17 protein-coding genes and 1 pseudogene are annotated in these 16,719 nt (G+C 68.4%); 15 read left to right on the top strand and 3 right to left on the bottom strand.

Translation table 11 applies throughout. From position 1 onward, the window contains the following. A pseudogene (locus tag G3N61_RS33370) lies at nt 1-291 on the bottom strand (flagellar biosynthesis protein FlgA); the annotation flags it as partial. A gap of 204 nt (nt 292-495) precedes the next feature. Here G3N61_RS33370 and G3N61_RS33365 point away from each other — a divergent pair. From G3N61_RS33365 to G3N61_RS33305, 13 genes are all read left to right on the top strand, one after another. Next, the gene (locus tag G3N61_RS33365; protein WP_043184647.1) at nt 496-984 is read left to right on the top strand and encodes a flagellar basal body rod protein FlgB; all 489 of its coding nucleotides are present in this window, start codon (nt 496-498) and stop codon (nt 982-984) included. A gap of 40 nt (nt 985-1,024) precedes the next feature. After that, nucleotides 1,025-1,450: a flagellar basal body rod protein FlgC gene (flgC, locus tag G3N61_RS33360; protein WP_021164156.1), complete on the top strand. Its 426-nt coding sequence runs from the start codon at nt 1,025-1,027 to the stop codon at nt 1,448-1,450. Between the two features lie 53 nt (nt 1,451-1,503). Then, complete coding sequence (locus tag G3N61_RS33355; RefSeq protein ID WP_043184646.1) at nt 1,504-2,265, top strand: flagellar hook assembly protein FlgD; 762 nt, start codon at nt 1,504-1,506, stop codon at nt 2,263-2,265. A 33-nt stretch (nt 2,266-2,298) separates the two neighbouring features. Next, a complete protein-coding gene (gene flgE, locus G3N61_RS33350) occupies nt 2,299-3,546 on the top strand; it encodes a flagellar hook protein FlgE (protein ID WP_043184645.1) in 1,248 nt (415 codons plus the stop codon). Nucleotides 3,547-3,565: 19 nt separating this feature from the next. Further along, entirely contained in the window at nt 3,566-4,324 is a 759-nt protein-coding gene (gene flgF, locus G3N61_RS33345) for a flagellar basal-body rod protein FlgF (RefSeq protein WP_089451402.1), read from the top strand. Between the two features lie 34 nt (nt 4,325-4,358). Beyond that, on the top strand, nt 4,359-5,147 hold the full coding sequence (gene flgG / locus G3N61_RS33340; protein WP_043184643.1) for a flagellar basal-body rod protein FlgG: 789 nt from the start codon (nt 4,359-4,361) through the stop codon (nt 5,145-5,147). Nucleotides 5,148-5,167: 20 nt separating this feature from the next. Continuing rightward, nucleotides 5,168-5,860, top strand: coding sequence for a flagellar basal body L-ring protein FlgH (flgH, locus tag G3N61_RS33335; protein ID WP_043184642.1), 693 nt, complete (start codon nt 5,168-5,170; stop codon nt 5,858-5,860). 5 nt (nt 5,861-5,865) lie between these two features. Beyond that, nucleotides 5,866-7,050, top strand: a complete 1,185-nt coding sequence (locus G3N61_RS33330; protein ID WP_043185168.1) for a flagellar basal body P-ring protein FlgI — start codon at nt 5,866-5,868, stop codon at nt 7,048-7,050. After that, on the top strand, nt 7,051-8,034 hold the full coding sequence (gene flgJ / locus G3N61_RS33325; protein WP_205824507.1) for a flagellar assembly peptidoglycan hydrolase FlgJ: 984 nt from the start codon (nt 7,051-7,053) through the stop codon (nt 8,032-8,034). 219 nt (nt 8,035-8,253) lie between these two features. Continuing rightward, nucleotides 8,254-9,009 carry a flagellar brake protein gene (locus G3N61_RS33320; RefSeq protein WP_043184640.1) on the top strand — a complete coding sequence of 252 codons (756 nt, stop codon included), beginning with the start codon at nt 8,254-8,256 and terminating at the stop codon, nt 9,007-9,009. Nucleotides 9,010-9,204: 195 nt separating this feature from the next. Next, a complete protein-coding gene (flgK, locus tag G3N61_RS33315) occupies nt 9,205-11,142 on the top strand; it encodes a flagellar hook-associated protein FlgK (RefSeq protein ID WP_205824506.1) in 1,938 nt (645 codons plus the stop codon). A 17-nt stretch (nt 11,143-11,159) separates the two neighbouring features. Further along, nucleotides 11,160-12,395, top strand: coding sequence for a flagellar hook-associated protein FlgL (gene flgL, locus G3N61_RS33310; RefSeq protein ID WP_089451399.1), 1,236 nt, complete (start codon nt 11,160-11,162; stop codon nt 12,393-12,395). A gap of 267 nt (nt 12,396-12,662) precedes the next feature. Continuing rightward, nucleotides 12,663-13,970 (top strand): solute carrier family 23 protein, encoded by a 1,308-nt coding sequence (locus tag G3N61_RS33305; RefSeq protein WP_043184635.1) that lies wholly within the window; start codon nt 12,663-12,665, stop codon nt 13,968-13,970. 62 nt (nt 13,971-14,032) lie between these two features. Here the strand turns inward: G3N61_RS33305 and G3N61_RS33300 are convergent, their stop codons facing one another. After that, nucleotides 14,033-14,917 carry a transcriptional regulator GcvA gene (locus tag G3N61_RS33300; RefSeq protein WP_043184633.1) on the bottom strand — a complete coding sequence of 295 codons (885 nt, stop codon included), beginning with the start codon at nt 14,915-14,917 and terminating at the stop codon, nt 14,033-14,035. A 96-nt stretch (nt 14,918-15,013) separates the two neighbouring features. Between G3N61_RS33300 and G3N61_RS33295 the strand changes: the two genes are divergently transcribed. Both G3N61_RS33295 and G3N61_RS33290 read left to right on the top strand, forming a co-directional pair. Further along, on the top strand, nt 15,014-15,652 hold the full coding sequence (locus G3N61_RS33295; protein ID WP_205824505.1) for a chromate transporter: 639 nt from the start codon (nt 15,014-15,016) through the stop codon (nt 15,650-15,652). Beyond that, entirely contained in the window at nt 15,649-16,176 is a 528-nt protein-coding gene (locus G3N61_RS33290) for a chromate transporter (protein WP_043184629.1), read from the top strand. The genes G3N61_RS33295 and G3N61_RS33290 overlap by 4 nt, the downstream gene beginning before the upstream one ends. Before the next feature lie 43 nt (nt 16,177-16,219). On the opposite strand, the gene G3N61_RS33285 is transcribed toward G3N61_RS33290, so the two are convergent. Next, nucleotides 16,220-16,558 carry a hypothetical protein gene (locus G3N61_RS33285; protein WP_205824504.1) on the bottom strand — a complete coding sequence of 113 codons (339 nt, stop codon included), beginning with the start codon at nt 16,556-16,558 and terminating at the stop codon, nt 16,220-16,222. Nucleotides 16,559-16,719: the final 161 nt, after the last annotated feature.

Genomic DNA, 16,719 nt, shown 5'->3' with positions numbered 1-16,719 from the left:
CGCGTAGCCGGTGCCGGCCGCGGCGGCGCTTGTGCCGCTCGCCGTGCGACCTGCGTCCGGCGCCAGGCCCGAACCCGGCGCGATCGCCGCATTCCCGCCGAACTGCCCGCCGCTCGCCGCATTGGCATGCGCAAGCGCGGTTTCGGCCGTCTCGCCGCGCCCCGGAATCACGATCATCCCGTCGTCCGCGTGCGCGGCCGGGGCGGCGATCCACAGCGCCGCGACGAGCGCAAACGCACGCCGGACGTGCGTGAGCCGCCCGTTCCTTCCGCGAAATGCGCTGCCAGTCATCGCCGTATCCCCGATCCGTTGCTCCGCTTCGCATTCTAGGGAGCCGGGCCGTCGCGCAAACGATGAATAGAGGGGGCCTTTGCCGCGTTATTCGCCCGATTGCCGGTTGCGTCCGACGCCTACCATCGCTGTCATGGAAAAAAGCCTCTTGGGTCGCCATCCGGCGCGAGGGGCGTGCAGCGCTTCATACGGAGAGACGCACACATGCTGGACAAACTCGATGCGGAATTCGCGTTCGGCCGACAGGCGCTGGACGTGCGCGCCTACCGGCAGGAACTGCTGTCGTCGAACATCGCGAACTCCGACACGCCCGGCTACCAGGCCCGCGACGTCGATTTCGCGTCGACGCTCGCGCGCTCGCTGAAGCAGGCGGGCGGCGGCCTTGCGCCGAGCAACGCCGCGCAACTGCCGATGACGCAGCCGGCCGGCGTGACGAGCGGCATGTCGATGGTGTCGACGGCGGCGGGCCACATGGCCGGCACCGCGAAGCTGATCCCGACGGGCGGCCCGTCGGACGACTACGGCCGCGCGCAGTACCGGATGCCGTTGCAGCCGTCGCTCGACGGCAACACGGTCGATCTCGACGTCGAGCGCGTGCAGTTCGCGAACAACGCGCTGCACTACCAGACCGGGATGACCGTGATGACCCAGCAGATCAAGGCGATGATCGCCGCGATCACGACGAACCAGTGACGGCGCGCACCGCCTCCGAATCCGAGCAAAAGGAGCTTCCATGCCCTCGTTGATGAACATCTTCGGCGTCGCCGGCTCGGCGCTGTCCGCGCAGTCGCAGCGCCTGAACGTCACCGCGTCGAACCTCGCGAACGCCGACAGCGCGACCGGCCCCGACGGCAAGCCGTACAAGGCCAAGCAGGTCGTGTTCGCGACCGACCCGATCGGCGGCGCGCGCACCGCGTCCGGCCAGGGCGTGGGCGGCGTGCGCGTGACGAAGGTGATGGACGACCCGTCGCCGATGAAGTCGACCTACGACCCGTCGAACCCGGCCGCCGACGCGAACGGCTACGTGCAGATGCCGAACGTCGATCCGGTGCAGGAGATGGTGAACATGATTTCGGCGTCGCGCTCGTACCAGGCCAACGTCGAGACGCTGAACACCGCGAAGACGCTGATGCTCAAGACGCTGACGATCGGCTCGTAAGCCGCGCCGACCGACCTTACAGATCCGACAGTTCCGACAGAAGGCCACCCAGGATGACTTCCTCCAGCACGACGATCGGCAGCAACGGCACGAACGTGTCGAACCTGCCGACCGACACGATGAACACCAACAACGTGTCGTCGACCAACGGCACGTCGGCGAGCGACCTGCAGGCGACGTTCCTGAAGCTGCTCGTCACGCAGCTGCAGAACCAGGATCCGACCAGCCCGGTCGACAGCTCGCAGATGACGTCGCAGCTCGCGCAGATCAACACGGTGAGCGGCATTGCGCAGCTGAACACGTCGCTCTCGTCGCTGTCGACGCAGCTCACGGCCGGCCAGCAGACGCAGGCCGCGCTGCTGATCGGCACCAACGTGCTCGCGCCGGGCAACGCGGTCGCGGTGAAGAGCGGCGCGGCATCGCCGTTCGGCGTGTCGCTGTCGAGCTCGGTGTCGAACCTGACGATCACCGTGAAGAACGCGGCGGGCACCGTGGTGAACACGATCAACGCGGGCGCGCAGTCGGCCGGCACCGTGCCGTTCAACTGGACCCCGACCGACTCGGCAGGCAATGCGCTGCCGGACGGCAAGTACACGGTCAGCGCGTCGTACACCGACGTCAACGGCACGCCGCAGCCGGCCACGACGCTCGCGGCATCGACGGTGCAGAGCGTGATCAAGCAGGCGGACGGCACGGCGGGGCTCGTGCTGTCGAACGGCACGACGGTGGGGCTGACCCAGGTCGCGTCGATCTTCCCGAACACCACGTCGTCCGCGTCGGCTTCGTCCTCGTCCGGCGGCACCACCTCCAACTGATACTGATCGAGCAATCTCGAAACGGAGACCGAAATGGGTTATCAACAGGGTCTGAGCGGCCTCTCGGGTGCATCGAACGCGCTCGACGTGATCGGCAACAACATCGCGAACGCGAATACGGTCGGCTTCAAGTCGAGCACCGCGCAGTTCTCCGACATGTACGCGAACTCGGTCGCGACGTCGGTCAACTCGCAGATCGGCATCGGCACGTCGCTGAACTCGGTGGAGCAGCAGTTCGGCCAGGGCACGATCAACACGACGAACTCGTCGCTCGACGTCGCGATCAACGGCAACGGCTTCTTCCAGATGTCGAACAACGGCGTGAAGACGTACTCGCGCGACGGCACGTTCCAGCGCGACAAGAACGGCTACATCATCAACGCGCAAGGCATGAACCTGATGGGTTACATGGCCGACAAGAACGGCGTGATCAACACCGCGCAGACCGTGCCGCTGCAGGCGCCGACGACCAACATCGCGCCGACCGCGACGACCAAGATCACCGCCCAGTTCAACCTGAACTCGCAGGACACGGTGCCGGCCAAGACGCCGTTCGACCCGACCGACAACACGACGTACAACTACTCGACGTCGATCCAGGTGTACGACTCGCTCGGCGGCTCGCAACCGGTCAACATGTACTTCGTGAAGTCGCCGACGGCGTCCGGCGTCTGGGAAGCGTACGCGGTCACCCAGGGCGGCGGCACGAACGATCTCGGCACGGTCACGTTCGACTCGTCGGGCGCGATCAAGAGCACGACGACGGGCACGCCGGCCACGCCGACCACGTCGCTCGGCCAGTTCCAGTTCACGGTGCCGAACACCGACGGCTCGGCGACGCCGCAAAACCTCACGCTCGACCTGACCGGCACGACGCAGTACGGCGGCAAGGACGGCGTGAACAACCTCGCGCAGGACGGCTACGCGAGCGGCACGCTGACGACCTACACGATCGGCACCGACGGCAAGCTGACCGGCAACTATTCGAACGGCCAGACCGCCGTGCTCGGCCAGATCGCGCTCGCGAACTTCAACAACCCGAACGGGCTGGTGAACCTCGGCGGCAACCAGTATGCGGAAACCGCCGCATCGGGCGTGCCGCAGATCTCGGCGCCGGGCAGCACGAACCACGGCACGCTGCAGGGCAGCGCGCTCGAGAACTCGAACGTCGACCTCACGTCGCAGCTCGTCAACCTGATCACCGCGCAGCGCAACTACCAGGCGAACGCGCAGACGATCAAGACGCAGCAGACCGTCGACCAGACGCTCATCAACCTGTAAGCGCGGATAACGGGCAGCCATGGACCGACTGATCTACACGGCGATGACGGGTGCGTCGCAGTCGCTCGACCAGCAGGCGATCGTCGCGAACAACCTCGCGAACGCGTCGACGACGGGCTTTCGCGCGCAGCTCGCGACGTATCGCGCGGTGCCGATGAATTTCGGCGACGGCAGCACGGTCGACCCGACGACGACGCGCACCTACGTGCTCGCGTCGACGCCCGGCGCCGACTACGCGCCGGGTCCGATCACGCGCACCGGCAACCCGCTCGACGTCGCCGTGCAGGGCGCGGGCTGGCTGGCGGTGCAGGCGGCCGACGGCAGCGAGGCGTACACGCGCGCCGGCAACCTGCACGTCGACGAGAACGGCCAGCTCGTCAACGCGAGCAACCTGCCGGTGGTCGGCAACGGCGGCCCGATCTCGGTACCGCCGAACGCGGAAGTGACGATCGGCAAGGACGGCACGATTTCCGCGCTGATGCCGGGCGACCCGCCGACGGCGGTCGCGATCGTCGACCAGATGAAGCTCGTGAATCCCGATCCGGCCACGCTCACGCGCGGCAACGACGGGCTGTTCCGCACCGCCGACGGCAATCCGGCCGACGCCGACCCGAACGTGGTCGTCACGCCGAATTCGCTCGAAGGCAGCAACGTCAACCCGGTGACCGCGATGGTCGCGATGATCGACAACGCGCGCGCATTTCAGCTTCAGTCGAAGCTGATCCAGACGGCCGACCAGAACGAGCAGTCGGCGAACCAGCTGCTCAATTTCAGCTGAGCGCCCGCGCCAGCCCACGCAGGAGAATCGACAAGTGAACCGTTCGCTCTACATCGCCGCCACCGGCATGAATGCGCAGCAGGCGCAGATGGACGTGATTTCGAACAACCTCGCGAACACCAGCACGAACGGCTTCAAGGCGTCGCGCGCGGTGTTCGAGGATCTGCTGTACCAGACCATCCGCCAGCCCGGCGCGAACTCGACGCAGCAGACGGAACTGCCGTCGGGCCTGCAGCTCGGCACCGGCGTGCAGCAGGTCGCGACCGAGCGCCTGTACACGCAGGGCGGCCTCACGCAGACCGGCAACTCGAAGGACGTCGCGATCAACGGCGCGGGCTTCTTCCAGGTGCTGATGCCGGACGGCACGAACGCGTACACGCGCGACGGCTCGTTCCAGACCAACGCGCAGGGGCAGCTCGTCACGTCGAGCGGCTACCAGATCCTGCCGGCGATCACGATCCCGCAGAACGCGAACTCGCTGACGATCGGCAAGGACGGCGTCGTGACGATCACGCAGGCGGGTTCGACCAATTCGGTGCAGATCGGCTCGCTGCAGATCGCGACCTTCATCAACCCGGCCGGCCTCGAGGCGCGTGGCGAGAACCTGTTCTCCGAGACCACCTCGTCGGGTGCGCCGAACGTGTCGCAGCCGGGCCTGAACGGCGCGGGCACGCTCAACCAGAACTATGTCGAAGCGTCGAACGTGAACGTCGTGCAGGAGCTCGTCAACATGATCCAGACGCAGCGTGCCTACGAGATCAACAGCAAGGCCGTGACGACGTCCGACCAGATGCTGCAGACCGTCACGCAGATGAAGAGCTAACCGGAACACCCGTCGTCGCCATGAAGCAGGTTCGCCTCCTCCCGTCAGCCACCGTCCGCGCCGCATGCGCGGTCGCGGTGGCGGCGCTCGCCGCCGGTTGCGCGCAGATTCCGCGCGATCCGATCATCCAGCAGCCGATGACGGCGCAGCCGCCGATGCCGATGTCGATGCAGGCGCCCGGCTCGATCTACAACCCCGGCTACGCGGGGCGGCCGCTGTTCGAGGATCAGCGGCCGCGCAATATCGGCGACATCCTGACGATCATGATCGCGGAGAACATCAACGCGACCAAGTCGTCGGGCGCGAACACGAACCGGCAGGGCAACACCGACTTCAACGTGCCGACGGCCGGCTTCCTCGGCGGGCTGTTCGCGAAGGCGAACCTGTCGGCCACCGGCAACAACAAGTTCGCGGCGACCGGCGGCGCCAGCGCGGCGAACACGTTCAACGGCACGATCACGGTGACCGTCACCGGCGTGCTGCCGAACGGCAACCTCGTGGTCAGCGGCGAAAAGCAGATGCTGATCAACCAGGGCAACGAATTCGTGCGCTTCTCGGGCGTCGTGAACCCGAACACGATCTCGGGCGCGAACTCCGTCTACTCGACGCAGGTCGCCGACGCGAAGATCGAATACTCGTCGAAGGGCTACATCAACGAAGCCGAGACGATGGGCTGGCTGCAGCGCTTCTTCCTCAACATCGCGCCGTGGTGATGACGATGCAGAAGACCCTGTTCAACCGCCTGTCGGCCCGCGCGCATGCCGCCGCGCGGCTCGCCGTCGCGTTCGCGGCCGTGGCCGCGGCCTGCATGCTCGGCGCGGCGCCCGCGCATGCGGAACGCCTGAAGGACCTCGCGCAGATCCAGGGCGTGCGCGACAACCCGCTGATCGGCTATGGCCTCGTCGTCGGTCTCGACGGCACGGGCGACCAGACGATGCAGACGCCGTTCACGACGCAGACGCTCGCGAACATGCTCGCGAACCTCGGTATCTCGATCAACAACGGTTCGGCGAACGGCGGCCCGTCGTCGCTGAGCAACATGCAGCTGAAGAACGTCGCGGCCGTGATGGTGACCGCCACGCTGCCGCCGTTCGCGCGGCCGGGCGAGGCGCTCGACGTCACCGTGTCGTCGCTCGGCAACGCGAAAAGCCTGCGCGGCGGCACGCTGCTGCTGACGCCGCTGAAAGGCGCCGATGGCCAGGTCTACGCGCTCGCGCAGGGCAACATGGCGGTCGGCGGCGCCGGCGCCAGCGCGAACGGCAGCCGCGTGCAGGTGAACCAGCTCGCGGCCGGCCGGATCGTCGGCGGCGCGATCGTCGAACGCGCGGTGCCGAACGCGATCGCGCAGATGAACGGCGTGCTGCAACTGCAACTGAACGACATGGACTACGGCACCGCGCAGCGGATCGTGTCCGCGGTCAATTCGAGCTTCGGCCCGGGCACCGCGACGGCGCTCGACGGCCGCACGATCCAGCTGGCCGCGCCGGCCGATTCGGCGCAGCAGGTCGCGTTCATGGCGCGGCTGCAGAACCTCGACGTCAGCCCGGACAAGGCCGCCGCGAAGGTGATCCTGAACGCGCGCACCGGCTCGATCGTGATGAACCAGATGGTCACGCTGCAGAGCTGCGCGGTCGCGCACGGCAACCTGTCGGTCGTCGTCAACACGCAGCCGGTCGTGTCGCAGCCGGGGCCGTTCTCGAACGGGCAGACGGTGGTGGCGCAGCAGTCGCAGATCCAGCTGAAGCAGGACAACGGCGCGCTGAAGATGGTGACGGCCGGCGCGAATCTCGCCGACGTCGTGAAGGCGCTGAACACGCTCGGCGCGACGCCCGCGGACCTGATGTCGATCCTGCAGGCGATGAAGGCCGCCGGCGCGCTGCGCGCCGACCTGGAGATCATCTAAATGGCAGCCTCTCTCCCGAACGCGAACGACCTCACGCAGCGCTTTGCGCTCGACGTGCAGGGTTTCGACGCGCTGCGCGCGCAGGCGAAGCAGTCGCCGCAGGCCGGCGCGAAGGCGGTCGCCGGCCAGTTCGACGCGATGTTCACGCAGATGATGCTCAAGAGCATGCGCGACGCGTCGCCCGACGGCGGGCTGTTCGATTCGCACACGTCGAAGCTGTACACGTCGATGCTCGACCAGCAGCTCGCGCAGCAGATGTCGACGCGCGGGATCGGCGTCGCCGACGCGCTGATGAAGCAGCTGATGCGCAACGCGGGGCAGGGCGCGGGCAGCGACACGGCGGCCGACGTCGGCGCGGGCGGGTTGGGGGCGGCCGGCCTCGGCGCATCCGGCAACGAAGGCGGCCTCGCCGCGATGAACGCGATGGCGAAGGCCTACGCGAACGCGGCGAACAACGGCGGGCTCGCCGGTACGCGCGGCTATTCGGCCGGCAGCGCGCTGACGCCGCCGCTGAAGGGCGCGAGCGGCGTGCAGGACGCCGACGCGTTCGTCGACCGGCTCGCGGGCCCCGCGCAGGCGGCCAGCGCATCGACCGGCATCCCGGCGCGCTTCATCGTCGGCCAGGCGGCGCTCGAATCGGGCTGGGGCAAGCGCGAGATCCGCGCGACCGACGGCTCGACGAGCTACAACGTGTTCGGCATCAAGGCGACCAAGGGCTGGACCGGCCGCACGGTGTCGGCGCTGACGACGGAATACGTGAACGGCACGCCCCGCCGCGTGGTCGCGAAATTCCGCGCGTACGATTCGTACGAGCATGCGATGACCGATTACGCGAACCTGCTGAAGAACAACCCGCGCTACTCGGGCGTGCTGAGCGCGAGCCGCAGCGTCGAAGGCTTCGCGCACGGGATGCAGAAGGCCGGTTACGCGACCGACCCGAACTACGCGAAGAAGCTGATTTCGATCATGCAGCAGATCGGCTGACGCACCCGTCGGCGATCGCCGGTTGTACCCTCTGGACCGCGCCCGGCAGCCCGCCGCGCGCGGTTTCAACGTTTGCGCGAAAAAAATCCGCAATTCGATCTAAACTTTCGGTCAGCACTGCCGCTAAGTGTGAGAGACCTGCGACCGGGCCCCCGTTCTGGCCCGGTTTTATTGCGCACCGGTTGCCCGGGCGCCCATGACAAGAAAGACCGGCTAGCCATGAATATCGAAACGTCGACGGACCCCAGCCTGGATGCAGGCCACTCCGGGCCCGACTATGCCCGCCGCAATCCGCTGGAAATCGGCGTGCAGCTGCGCAACCTCGTCAACCGCGGCGATTTCCTGACCGTCCAGTATCCGGGCGGCCAGCTTGTCACGCGCCTGCTCGAGGTGGATGTCGGTGAGCGGACGTTTACGTTCGACTGGGGTGCGCTGTCGGAGCAGAACGCCGGCATTCTCGGCGCGTCGCACTGCACGTTCGCGGCCGCGCCGGAGGGCGTGCGCGTCGAATTCTCCACGGGCACGCCGCGCGAGACGCGCTACGAGGGGCTGCCCGCGTTCGTCGCCGATTTCCCCGACGTGCTGATGTGCATCCAGCGCCGCGAATATTTCCGCGTCGACGCGCCGATCGTCGATCCGTTCCTGTGCCGCGGCAAGCTGCCGGACGGCGAGAGTTTCCTGTTCGAGGTGCATAACCTGTCGCTCGGCGGCGTGGGGCTGCGCACGGCCGACGAGCGCGTCGAGGCGCTCGAGGTCGGCACGCAGCTGCCCGACGTCGAGCTCGAGCTGACCGGCCACGGCAAGCTGTCGCTCGACCTGCAGCTCGTGTCGCAGCGTTCGACGCAGATGCCGAACGGGTCGCGGCGCTACCAGCTCGGCTTTCGCTACCTGTCGCTGCCGGGCAGCGCGGAGAACACGCTGCAGCGGCTGATTACGCAGCTCGAGATGAAGCGCCGCTCGCTCGCGCGGGCCTGACGCGCAAGCAGTGGCCGGCCCCGCCCGGGGCCGCCCGCGCAGCGTTGGCGGCACCGCCGGCCGGACGCTGCGAGCGGCGCCGCGCGCTCGCGCGTCGCGCACGCATTTTTTCCTCAATTTTTTCGATCCGCGGCCGTTATACCGGGAGTCACGCAACCCGGCGGCCGCAGCGCGGCCGGCTCATCAGGATCGCGCATGTCCAACACACTCATGAACCTCGGCGTCAGCGGCCTGAATGCCGCGCTCTGGGGCCTCACGACGACCGGCCAGAACATCAGCAACGCGGCGACGCCGGGCTACTCGGTCGAACGCCCCGTCTATGCCGAGGCGAGCGGCCAGTACACGAGCAGCGGCTACCTGCCGCAGGGCGTGAACACCGCCACCGTGCAGCGGCAGTACAGCCAGTACCTGAGCGACCAGCTGAACGGCGCGCAGACGCAGGGCGGTGCGCTGTCGACGTGGTATTCGCTCGTCACGCAGCTGAACAACTACGTCGGCAGCCCGACGGCCGGCATCTCGACCGCGATCACGAACTACTTCACCGGGCTGCAGAACGTCGCGAACAGCGCGTCCGACTCGTCGGTGCGGCAGACCGCGATGAGCAATGCGCAGACGCTCGCGAACCAGATCACGGCGGCCGGCCAGCAGTACGACGCGCTGCGCCAGAGCGTGAACACGCAGCTGACGAGCACCGTGACGCAGATCAACGCGTACACCGCGCAGATCGCGCAACTGAACCAGCAGATCTCGGCCGCGAGCAGCCAGGGCCAGCCGCCGAACCAGCTGATGGACCAGCGCGACCTCGCGGTGTCGAACCTGTCGAACCTCGCGGGCGTGCAGGTCGCGCGCAACGGCGACGGCTACAGCGTGTTTCTCGCGGGCGGCACGCCGCTCGTCGTCGCGGACAAGAGCTACCAGCTCGCGACCGTCACGTCGCCGTCCGATCCGAGCGAGCTGACCGTCGTGTCGCAAGGCATCGCCGGCGCGAACCCGCAGGGCCCGAACCAGTACCTGTCCGACGCGTCGCTGTCGGGCGGCACGCTCGGCGGCCTGCTCTCGTTCCGCAGCCAGACGCTCGATCCGGCCGAAGCCCAGCTTGGCGCGATCGCGACCAGCTTCGCCGCGCAGGTCAACGCGCAGAACGCGCTCGGCCTCGACCTGTCGGGCAACGTCGGCGGCAACCTGTTCACGACCGGCACGCCGATCACGTACGCGAACCAGGGCAATACCGGCAACGCGGCGCTGTCCGTGTCGTTCGCGAACGCGTCGCAGCCGACCACCGGCGACTACACGCTGTCGTTCGACGGCAAGAACTACACGCTGACCGATCGCGCGAGCGGCACGGTGGTCGACCAGAAGCAGGGGCCGATGCCGGTTTCGCTCGGCGGGCTGAATTTCTCGACCACTGCCGGCACGCAGATGCAGCCGGGCGACAAGTTCACCGTGCAGCCGACGCGCGGCGCGCTGAACGGCTTCGGCCTCGCGACGTCGAACGGCTCCGCGATCGCGGCGGCGGCGCCGTTCGTGCCGTCGGCCACCGCGACGAACACGGGCACCGGCACGATCGGCGCGCTGTCGGTCACGAGCGCGACCGCCGCGGCCAACCCGCACAACTACACGATCACGATGGGCGGCACGACCGCCAGCCCGACCTACACGGTCACCGACAACTCCGTCACGCCGCCGAGCACCGGCACGCCGCAGGCGTACCAGGCCGGCTCGCCGATCACGCTGACGGCCGGCGTCACGGTGACGGTGTCGGGCACGCCCACGGCCGGCGACACGTTCACGGTCGCGCCGAACACGGGCGGCACCAACGACGGCAGCAACGCGCTCGCGCTGTCGAAGCTCGTCAACGCGAAATCGTTCGGCAACGGCTCGACCACGCTGACGGGCGCGTACGCGAACTACGTGAGCGGCATCGGCAACACGACGAGCCAGCTGAAGTCGTCGAGCGCCGCGCAGACCGCGCTGGTCGGCCAGATCACGTCCGCGCAGCAGTCGGTGTCGGGCGTGAACCAGAACGAGGAAGCGGCCAACCTGATGCAGTACCAGCAGCTTTACCAGGCGAATGCGAAGGTGATCCAGACGGCGGCGACGCTGTTCCAGACCGTGCTCGGCCTGTTCAACTGATTTCGGGGATCGAAGCGATGCGGATTTCCACCACCCAGTTCTACCAGATGAACGTCGCTCAGATGAGCGACCAGCAGGCGCAGCTGTCGCAGCTGTACCAGCAGATCTCCAGCGGCGTGAGCCTGTCGACGCCGGCCGACAACCCGCTTGGCGCCGCGCAGGCGGTGCAGCTGTCGATGACGTCGGCGACGCTGTCGCAGTATTCGTCGAACCAGAACGTCGCGCTGTCGTCGCTGCAGAAGGAAGACCAGACGCTCTTCAGCGTCAACGACCTGCTGAACACCATTCACTCGGTCGTGATACATGCCGGCGACGGCTCGCTGGCCGACAGCGACCGGGCGGCGCTGTCGACCCAGCTGCAGGGCTATCGCGACCAGTTGCTGACGCTCGCGAACTCGACGGACGGCGCGGGCAACTACCTGTTCGCGGGCTTCCAGTCGACCACGGCGCCGTTCTCGAACGCACCGGGCGGCGGCGTGAACTACAGCGGCGACACGGGTTCGCGGCAGGTGCAGATCGCCGACACGCGCGCGATCTCGCAGGGCGACAGCGGCGCCAGCGTGTTCCTGTCGGTGCCGATGCTCGGCAGCCAGCCGGTGCCGGTCGCCGGTGCGAACAACACGGGCACGGGTACGATCGGCGCGGTGTCGATCACGAGCCCGTCGGCCGCGACCAACACGCACCAGTTCACGATCACGTTCGGCGGCACGGCCGCCGCGCCGACCTATACGGTCACCGACAACTCCGTCGTACCGCCGACCCCGGGCGCCGCGCAGCCGTATACGGCCGATTCGGCCATCGCGCTCGGCAACGGCCTGTCGGTGCCCGTGTCGGGCACGCCTGCGCCGGGCGACACGTTCACGGTCACGCCCGCGCCGAAAGCCGGCACCGACGTGTTCGCGGCGCTCGATTCGATGATCGCCGCGCTGAAGACGCCGATCAGCAACAACACGGCTGCCGCGACCGCGCTCGCGAACACGATGACCACCGGCACGACGAAGCTGAACAACATGATGACGAACGTCCTCACCGTGCAGGCGTCGGTCGGCGGCCGCGAGCAGGAAATCAAGGCGATGCAGGCCGTGAACCAGACCAACACGCTGCAGATCACCAGCAACCTGTCCGACCTGACGAGCACCAACATGGTGTCGACGATCAGCCAGTTCCTGCAGATGCAGAACGCGCTGACGGGCTCGCAGAAGGCGTACGCGCAGCTGCAGAACCTGTCGCTGTTCCAGTACATCAATCCCTGATGCACGACGCGCCGGCCACGATGTGAGCGCCCGCTTACATCGCGGCCGGCGTGGACCGCCGCCCGCGCGTCTTCGTGCGCGGATGGGCGCTTCACCGGGCTGCACGTTCGTGCCCCGTTTCGCGCGCACGGCCAGCCGTGCTTGGCGCTCGCCGGCCCGCGCATCTGTCCGCTTGCCAGCCCCATTCCCGCTCCGTAAACTCGCGCCAGATTCCAGACCGGCGCATCTTCTGCAGCCGGCGACCGACCGACAGGAGCCCTTTTCCCCATGTCCGATTCCTACTTCCCGCGCTGGCGGGTGCAATCGACCGGCGCGGCATCGCGCGTGGTCGGCCCCGACGAGCGCCTGGCGTGGCCGCAGATGGTCGCGATGGGCGTGCAGCACGTCGTCGCGATGTTCGGCTCGACGGTGCTCGCGCCGCTGCTGATGGGCTTCGACCCGAACCTGTGCATCTTCATGTCGGGCATCGGCACGCTGCTGTTCTTCGTGCTGGTCGGCGGCCGCGTGCCGAGCTACCTCGGCTCGAGCTTCGCGTTCATCGGCCTGGTGATCGCGGTGACCGGCTACGGCGGCAGCGGCCCGAACCCGAACATCCCGGTCGCGCTCGGCGGGATCATCGCGTGCGGCGTCGTGTACGTCGCGCTCGGCCTGCTGGTGCAGGCGATCGGCACGCGCTGGATCGAGACGCTGATGCCGCCCGTCGTGACCGGCGCGGTGGTCGCGGTGATCGGGCTGAACCTCGCGCCGATCGCGGTCAAGGGCGTGTCCGCGTCGACCTTCGAATCGGTGATGGCGCTCGTCACGGTGCTGTGCGTCGGCGGCGTCGCGGTGTTCTCGCGCGGCATGGTGCAGCGCCTGCTGATCCTCGTCGGGCTGGTGATCGCCTATGCGATCTACGCGGTCGCGACCAACGGGATGGGGCTCGGCAAGCCGATCGATTTCTCGATCGTCGGGCATGCGGCGTGGTTCGGGGTGCCGAGCTTCCGCGCGCCGGTGTTCGATCCGCACGCGATGCTGATGCTGGCGCCGATCGCGGTGATCCTGGTCGCGGAAAACCTCGGCCACATCAAGGCCGTCAGCGCGATGACGGGCACCAGCCTCGACCGCTACGTGGGCCGCGCGTTCATCGGCGACGGGCTCGCGACGATCGTGTCGGGCAGCGTCGGCGGCACGGGCGTGACGACCTACGCGGAGAACATCGGCGTGATGGCCGTCACGCGGATCTACTCGACGCTGGTGTTCGCGGTGGCCGCGGTGATCGCGATCGTGCTCGGCTTCTCGCCGAAGTTCGGCGCGGTGATCCAGACGATTCCGGGCCCGGTGCTCGGCGGCGTGTCGATCGTCGTGTTCGGGCTGATCGCGGTGACGGGCGCGCGGATCTGGGTCGTCAACAAGGTCGACTTCTCCGACAACCGCAACCTGATCGTCGCGGCCGTCACGCTGGTGCTCGGCGCCGGCGACTTCTCGCTGAAGATCGGCGGCTTCGGGCTCGGCGGGATCGGCACCGCGACGTTCGGCGCGATCATCCTGTACGCGATCCTGCGCAAGGAAAAGGAACCGGGCCCGGTGGTCTGAGCGTTCGGCGGGCGGCGTCCTGCCGCCCGCGTCATCTTCTCTTTCGTCGCGCGCCGGCGCGACTACGCGCCGACGTTCGACTGCGTCTGCAGCCACGCGCAGAACTGCGCGACCAGCGGATCGTCCGCCGGCGCGCGCGGCGCGATCCACCAGTAGCTGCGCGTCGCAATGCGCGGCCCCGCTAGCGGCATCACCAGCCGGCCGCTTGCCAGTTCGTCGTCGATCAGCGGCAGCGGGCCGAGCGCGACGCCGAGCCCGTCGACGGCCGCCTGCAGCGCCAGGTAGAAGTGGTCGAACGACTGCCGCTTGCGCCCCTTCATCGCCACGCCGGCCGCCGCGAACCAGTCGCGCCAGCCTTCCGGCCGCGTATCCGAATGCAGCAGCACGTGCCGCGCGAGATCGTCCGCGCGCGCGATCGGCACGCGCCTGAGCAGCGCGGGGCTGCAGACCGGAATCACGCTTTCGTCGAGGAAGTGGCCGCTCGTGCAGTTCGGCCAGTGGCCGGGGCCGCGGCGGATCGCGACGTCGAAACCGTCGAGCGTGTCGAGCGGCGCGTTCGACGTCGACAGCTTCAGTTCCACGTTCGGCACGTCGCGCTGGAACCGCGACAGGCGCGGCAGCAGCCATTTCATCGCGAAGGTCGGCAGCGCGTTGATGCGCAGCACGCGTGCGGCGCCCGTGTTGCGCAACTGCTCGGTCGCGAGCGCGATGCTGTCGAACGCGGCGCGCACGGTGTCGAGGTAGCGGCGGCCTTCGTCGGTGAGCTTCACGCGCTTGCCGTAGCGGTGGAACACCGGCTTGCCGAGCCACGCCTCGAACCCGGCGATCTGCCGGCTGATGGCACCATGAGTCACATGCAGCTCATCGCCGGCGGCGCTGAAGCTTTCGTGTCGTGCCGCGGCTTCAAAGGCCCGAAGCGCGGAAAAGGGCGGGAGATCGCGTGCCATGCTTGTGATTCTAGATCACAAGGACACGCCGATAAAATCGTTTTGCCGGCATCTGGAACGGCGGTAACCTCGGTTCACCGTTTCGTGAGGAGCCCCATGCAATCCGCTTTTCCGCCTGCCGCCCCGCCGCCAGCCGCGTCGCCCCGCCGTGTCGGCCTCGCCGAGCTGTTCACCGGCTTCCTGTCGCTTGGCCTCATGTCGTTCGGCGGCGCGCTGCCGTTCGCGCGGCGCACCATCGTCGAAGAGCGCAAATGGCTCTCCGCCGACGAATTCACCGATCTGCTCGGGCTGTGCCAGTTCCTGCCGGGCGGCAACGTGATCAACCTGTCGGTGGCCGTCGGCATGCGCTTTCGCGGCGTCGCCGGCGCGTTCGCCGGCATTCTCGGGCTGATCGCGGGTCCGACACTCGTCGTCGTCGCGCTCGGCGTGCTGTACGCGAAGACGCAGAACGACCCGCGCGTGCAGCACCTGTTCGCGGGGCTCGCCGCGGCGGCGGCCGGGCTGCTGGTCGCGATGGCCGTGAAGGTCGCGAAGCCGCTGCGGCATGCCCGCGCGGCAGCCGGCATCGCGGCGCTCGCGTTCGTCGCGATCGCGGTGCTGCGCATTCCGCTGCTGACCGCGATGCTCGTGCTGACGCCCGTCAGCATCTGGCTCGCGTCGCGGCGCCGCGATGCGGATACGCCGCGGCCGGCGCCGGCCGTGGCGCGCGACACGCAGCGAGGAGACCGGCCATGAACGATACGCTGATCGCCATCGCGACGATCTTCAGCCAGTTGTCGCTGCTCGCGTTCGGCGGCGGCAACACGATCCTGCCGGAGATGCAGCGGCAGGTCGTCGACGTCCATCACTGGATGAGCGCGCACGAGTTCACCGCGCTGTTCGCGCTGGCCCAGGCGGCGCCCGGGCCGAACATGATGATCGTGTCGCTGGTCGGCTGGCACGTGGCCGGCTGGAGCGGGTTGCTGGTCGCGTCGCTCGCGAAGTTCGGACCGTCGTCGATCGTCACCGTGCTCGCGCTGCATGCGTGGGAGCGCTTTCGCGACCGGCCGTGGCGCCGCTATGTGCAGCAGGGGATGATGCCCGTCACGGCCGGGCTGGTCGCGGCGAGCGCGGTGCTGATCTCGGAAGCGTCGAACCGCACGGCGATCCAGTGGGGCATCACGGCCGCGTGCGCGGTGCTCGCGTGGCGTACGCGCATCCATCCGCTGTGGCTGCTCGCGGGCGGCGCGCTGATCGGGCTTACGGGCATCGGACAGTGAGCGATCCTTCACGCAGCCGGCCGTTGCCGGCTGCGGCCGCCCGCTACTGCGACGCCGGCAGGTCGCTGTTCACGATCCCGAGCAGCCGGCCGCGCTCGCTGCCGACGTCGTCGGTCGTCACGGGCCAGTCGACCACGTAACCGGCCTCGAGCGCATCGCGCATGATCGTGCCGTAGTCGGCCTTCGCGACCTTGCCGCCGCGCAACGCGTCGGCCACCTCGTGCTTCAGCTTCGGCGTGAACGACGGATAGGCGGCCACCAGCGCCGCGTACTGGCGCGCATCGATCTCGCCCGATTCGCGGTTGAACGCCCAGACGGCCACCAGCACGATCGCGGCGAACGGGATCACGGTGTAGCGCAGGAAGAACTTCGCGAGTGTCATTCGAAGGCTCGGTGAGGCGGCGCGGGGGCGATCGGGGCGCAACCGGGCTCAGGCCGCCCGGTATACTCGGCCGGCGCCGCGGCGGCGAAACCTGCGCGATGGACACGTTCCGGCCGGCGCCGCGCGGCGGGAATCCGCACCCCGACGGCGAGCATTATATA

It is taken from the genome of Burkholderia sp. Ac-20349 (genome assembly GCF_017104865.1).
Taxonomy (GTDB): domain Bacteria; phylum Pseudomonadota; class Gammaproteobacteria; order Burkholderiales; family Burkholderiaceae; genus Burkholderia; species Burkholderia aenigmatica.
The sequence above is the reverse complement of the archived record's forward strand: the minus strand, read 5'-3'. Positions and strand labels throughout refer to the sequence as shown.

Excerpts from the sequence above, each read along its gene's own strand:
- G3N61_RS33365 (WP_043184647.1), top strand. The coding sequence starts at position 496 with ATGCTGGACAAACTCGATGCGGAATTCGCGTTCGGCCGACAGGCGCTG.
- flgC (WP_021164156.1), top strand. The coding sequence starts at position 1,025 with ATGCCCTCGTTGATGAACATCTTCGGCGTCGCCGGCTCGGCGCTGTCC.
- G3N61_RS33355 (WP_043184646.1), top strand. The coding sequence starts at position 1,504 with ATGACTTCCTCCAGCACGACGATCGGCAGCAACGGCACGAACGTGTCG.
- flgE (WP_043184645.1), top strand. The coding sequence starts at position 2,299 with ATGGGTTATCAACAGGGTCTGAGCGGCCTCTCGGGTGCATCGAACGCG.
- flgF (WP_089451402.1), top strand. The coding sequence starts at position 3,566 with ATGGACCGACTGATCTACACGGCGATGACGGGTGCGTCGCAGTCGCTC.
- flgH (WP_043184642.1), top strand. The coding sequence starts at position 5,168 with ATGAAGCAGGTTCGCCTCCTCCCGTCAGCCACCGTCCGCGCCGCATGC.
- G3N61_RS33330 (WP_043185168.1), top strand. The coding sequence starts at position 5,866 with ATGCAGAAGACCCTGTTCAACCGCCTGTCGGCCCGCGCGCATGCCGCC.
- flgJ (WP_205824507.1), top strand. The coding sequence starts at position 7,051 with ATGGCAGCCTCTCTCCCGAACGCGAACGACCTCACGCAGCGCTTTGCG.
- G3N61_RS33320 (WP_043184640.1), top strand. The coding sequence starts at position 8,254 with ATGAATATCGAAACGTCGACGGACCCCAGCCTGGATGCAGGCCACTCC.
- flgK (WP_205824506.1), top strand. The coding sequence starts at position 9,205 with ATGTCCAACACACTCATGAACCTCGGCGTCAGCGGCCTGAATGCCGCG.
- flgL (WP_089451399.1), top strand. The coding sequence starts at position 11,160 with ATGCGGATTTCCACCACCCAGTTCTACCAGATGAACGTCGCTCAGATG.
- G3N61_RS33305 (WP_043184635.1), top strand. The coding sequence starts at position 12,663 with ATGTCCGATTCCTACTTCCCGCGCTGGCGGGTGCAATCGACCGGCGCG.
- G3N61_RS33300 (WP_043184633.1), bottom strand. The coding sequence starts at position 14,917 with ATGGCACGCGATCTCCCGCCCTTTTCCGCGCTTCGGGCCTTTGAAGCC.
- G3N61_RS33295 (WP_205824505.1), top strand. The coding sequence starts at position 15,014 with ATGCAATCCGCTTTTCCGCCTGCCGCCCCGCCGCCAGCCGCGTCGCCC.
- G3N61_RS33290 (WP_043184629.1), top strand. The coding sequence starts at position 15,649 with ATGAACGATACGCTGATCGCCATCGCGACGATCTTCAGCCAGTTGTCG.
- G3N61_RS33285 (WP_205824504.1), bottom strand. The coding sequence starts at position 16,558 with ATGACACTCGCGAAGTTCTTCCTGCGCTACACCGTGATCCCGTTCGCC.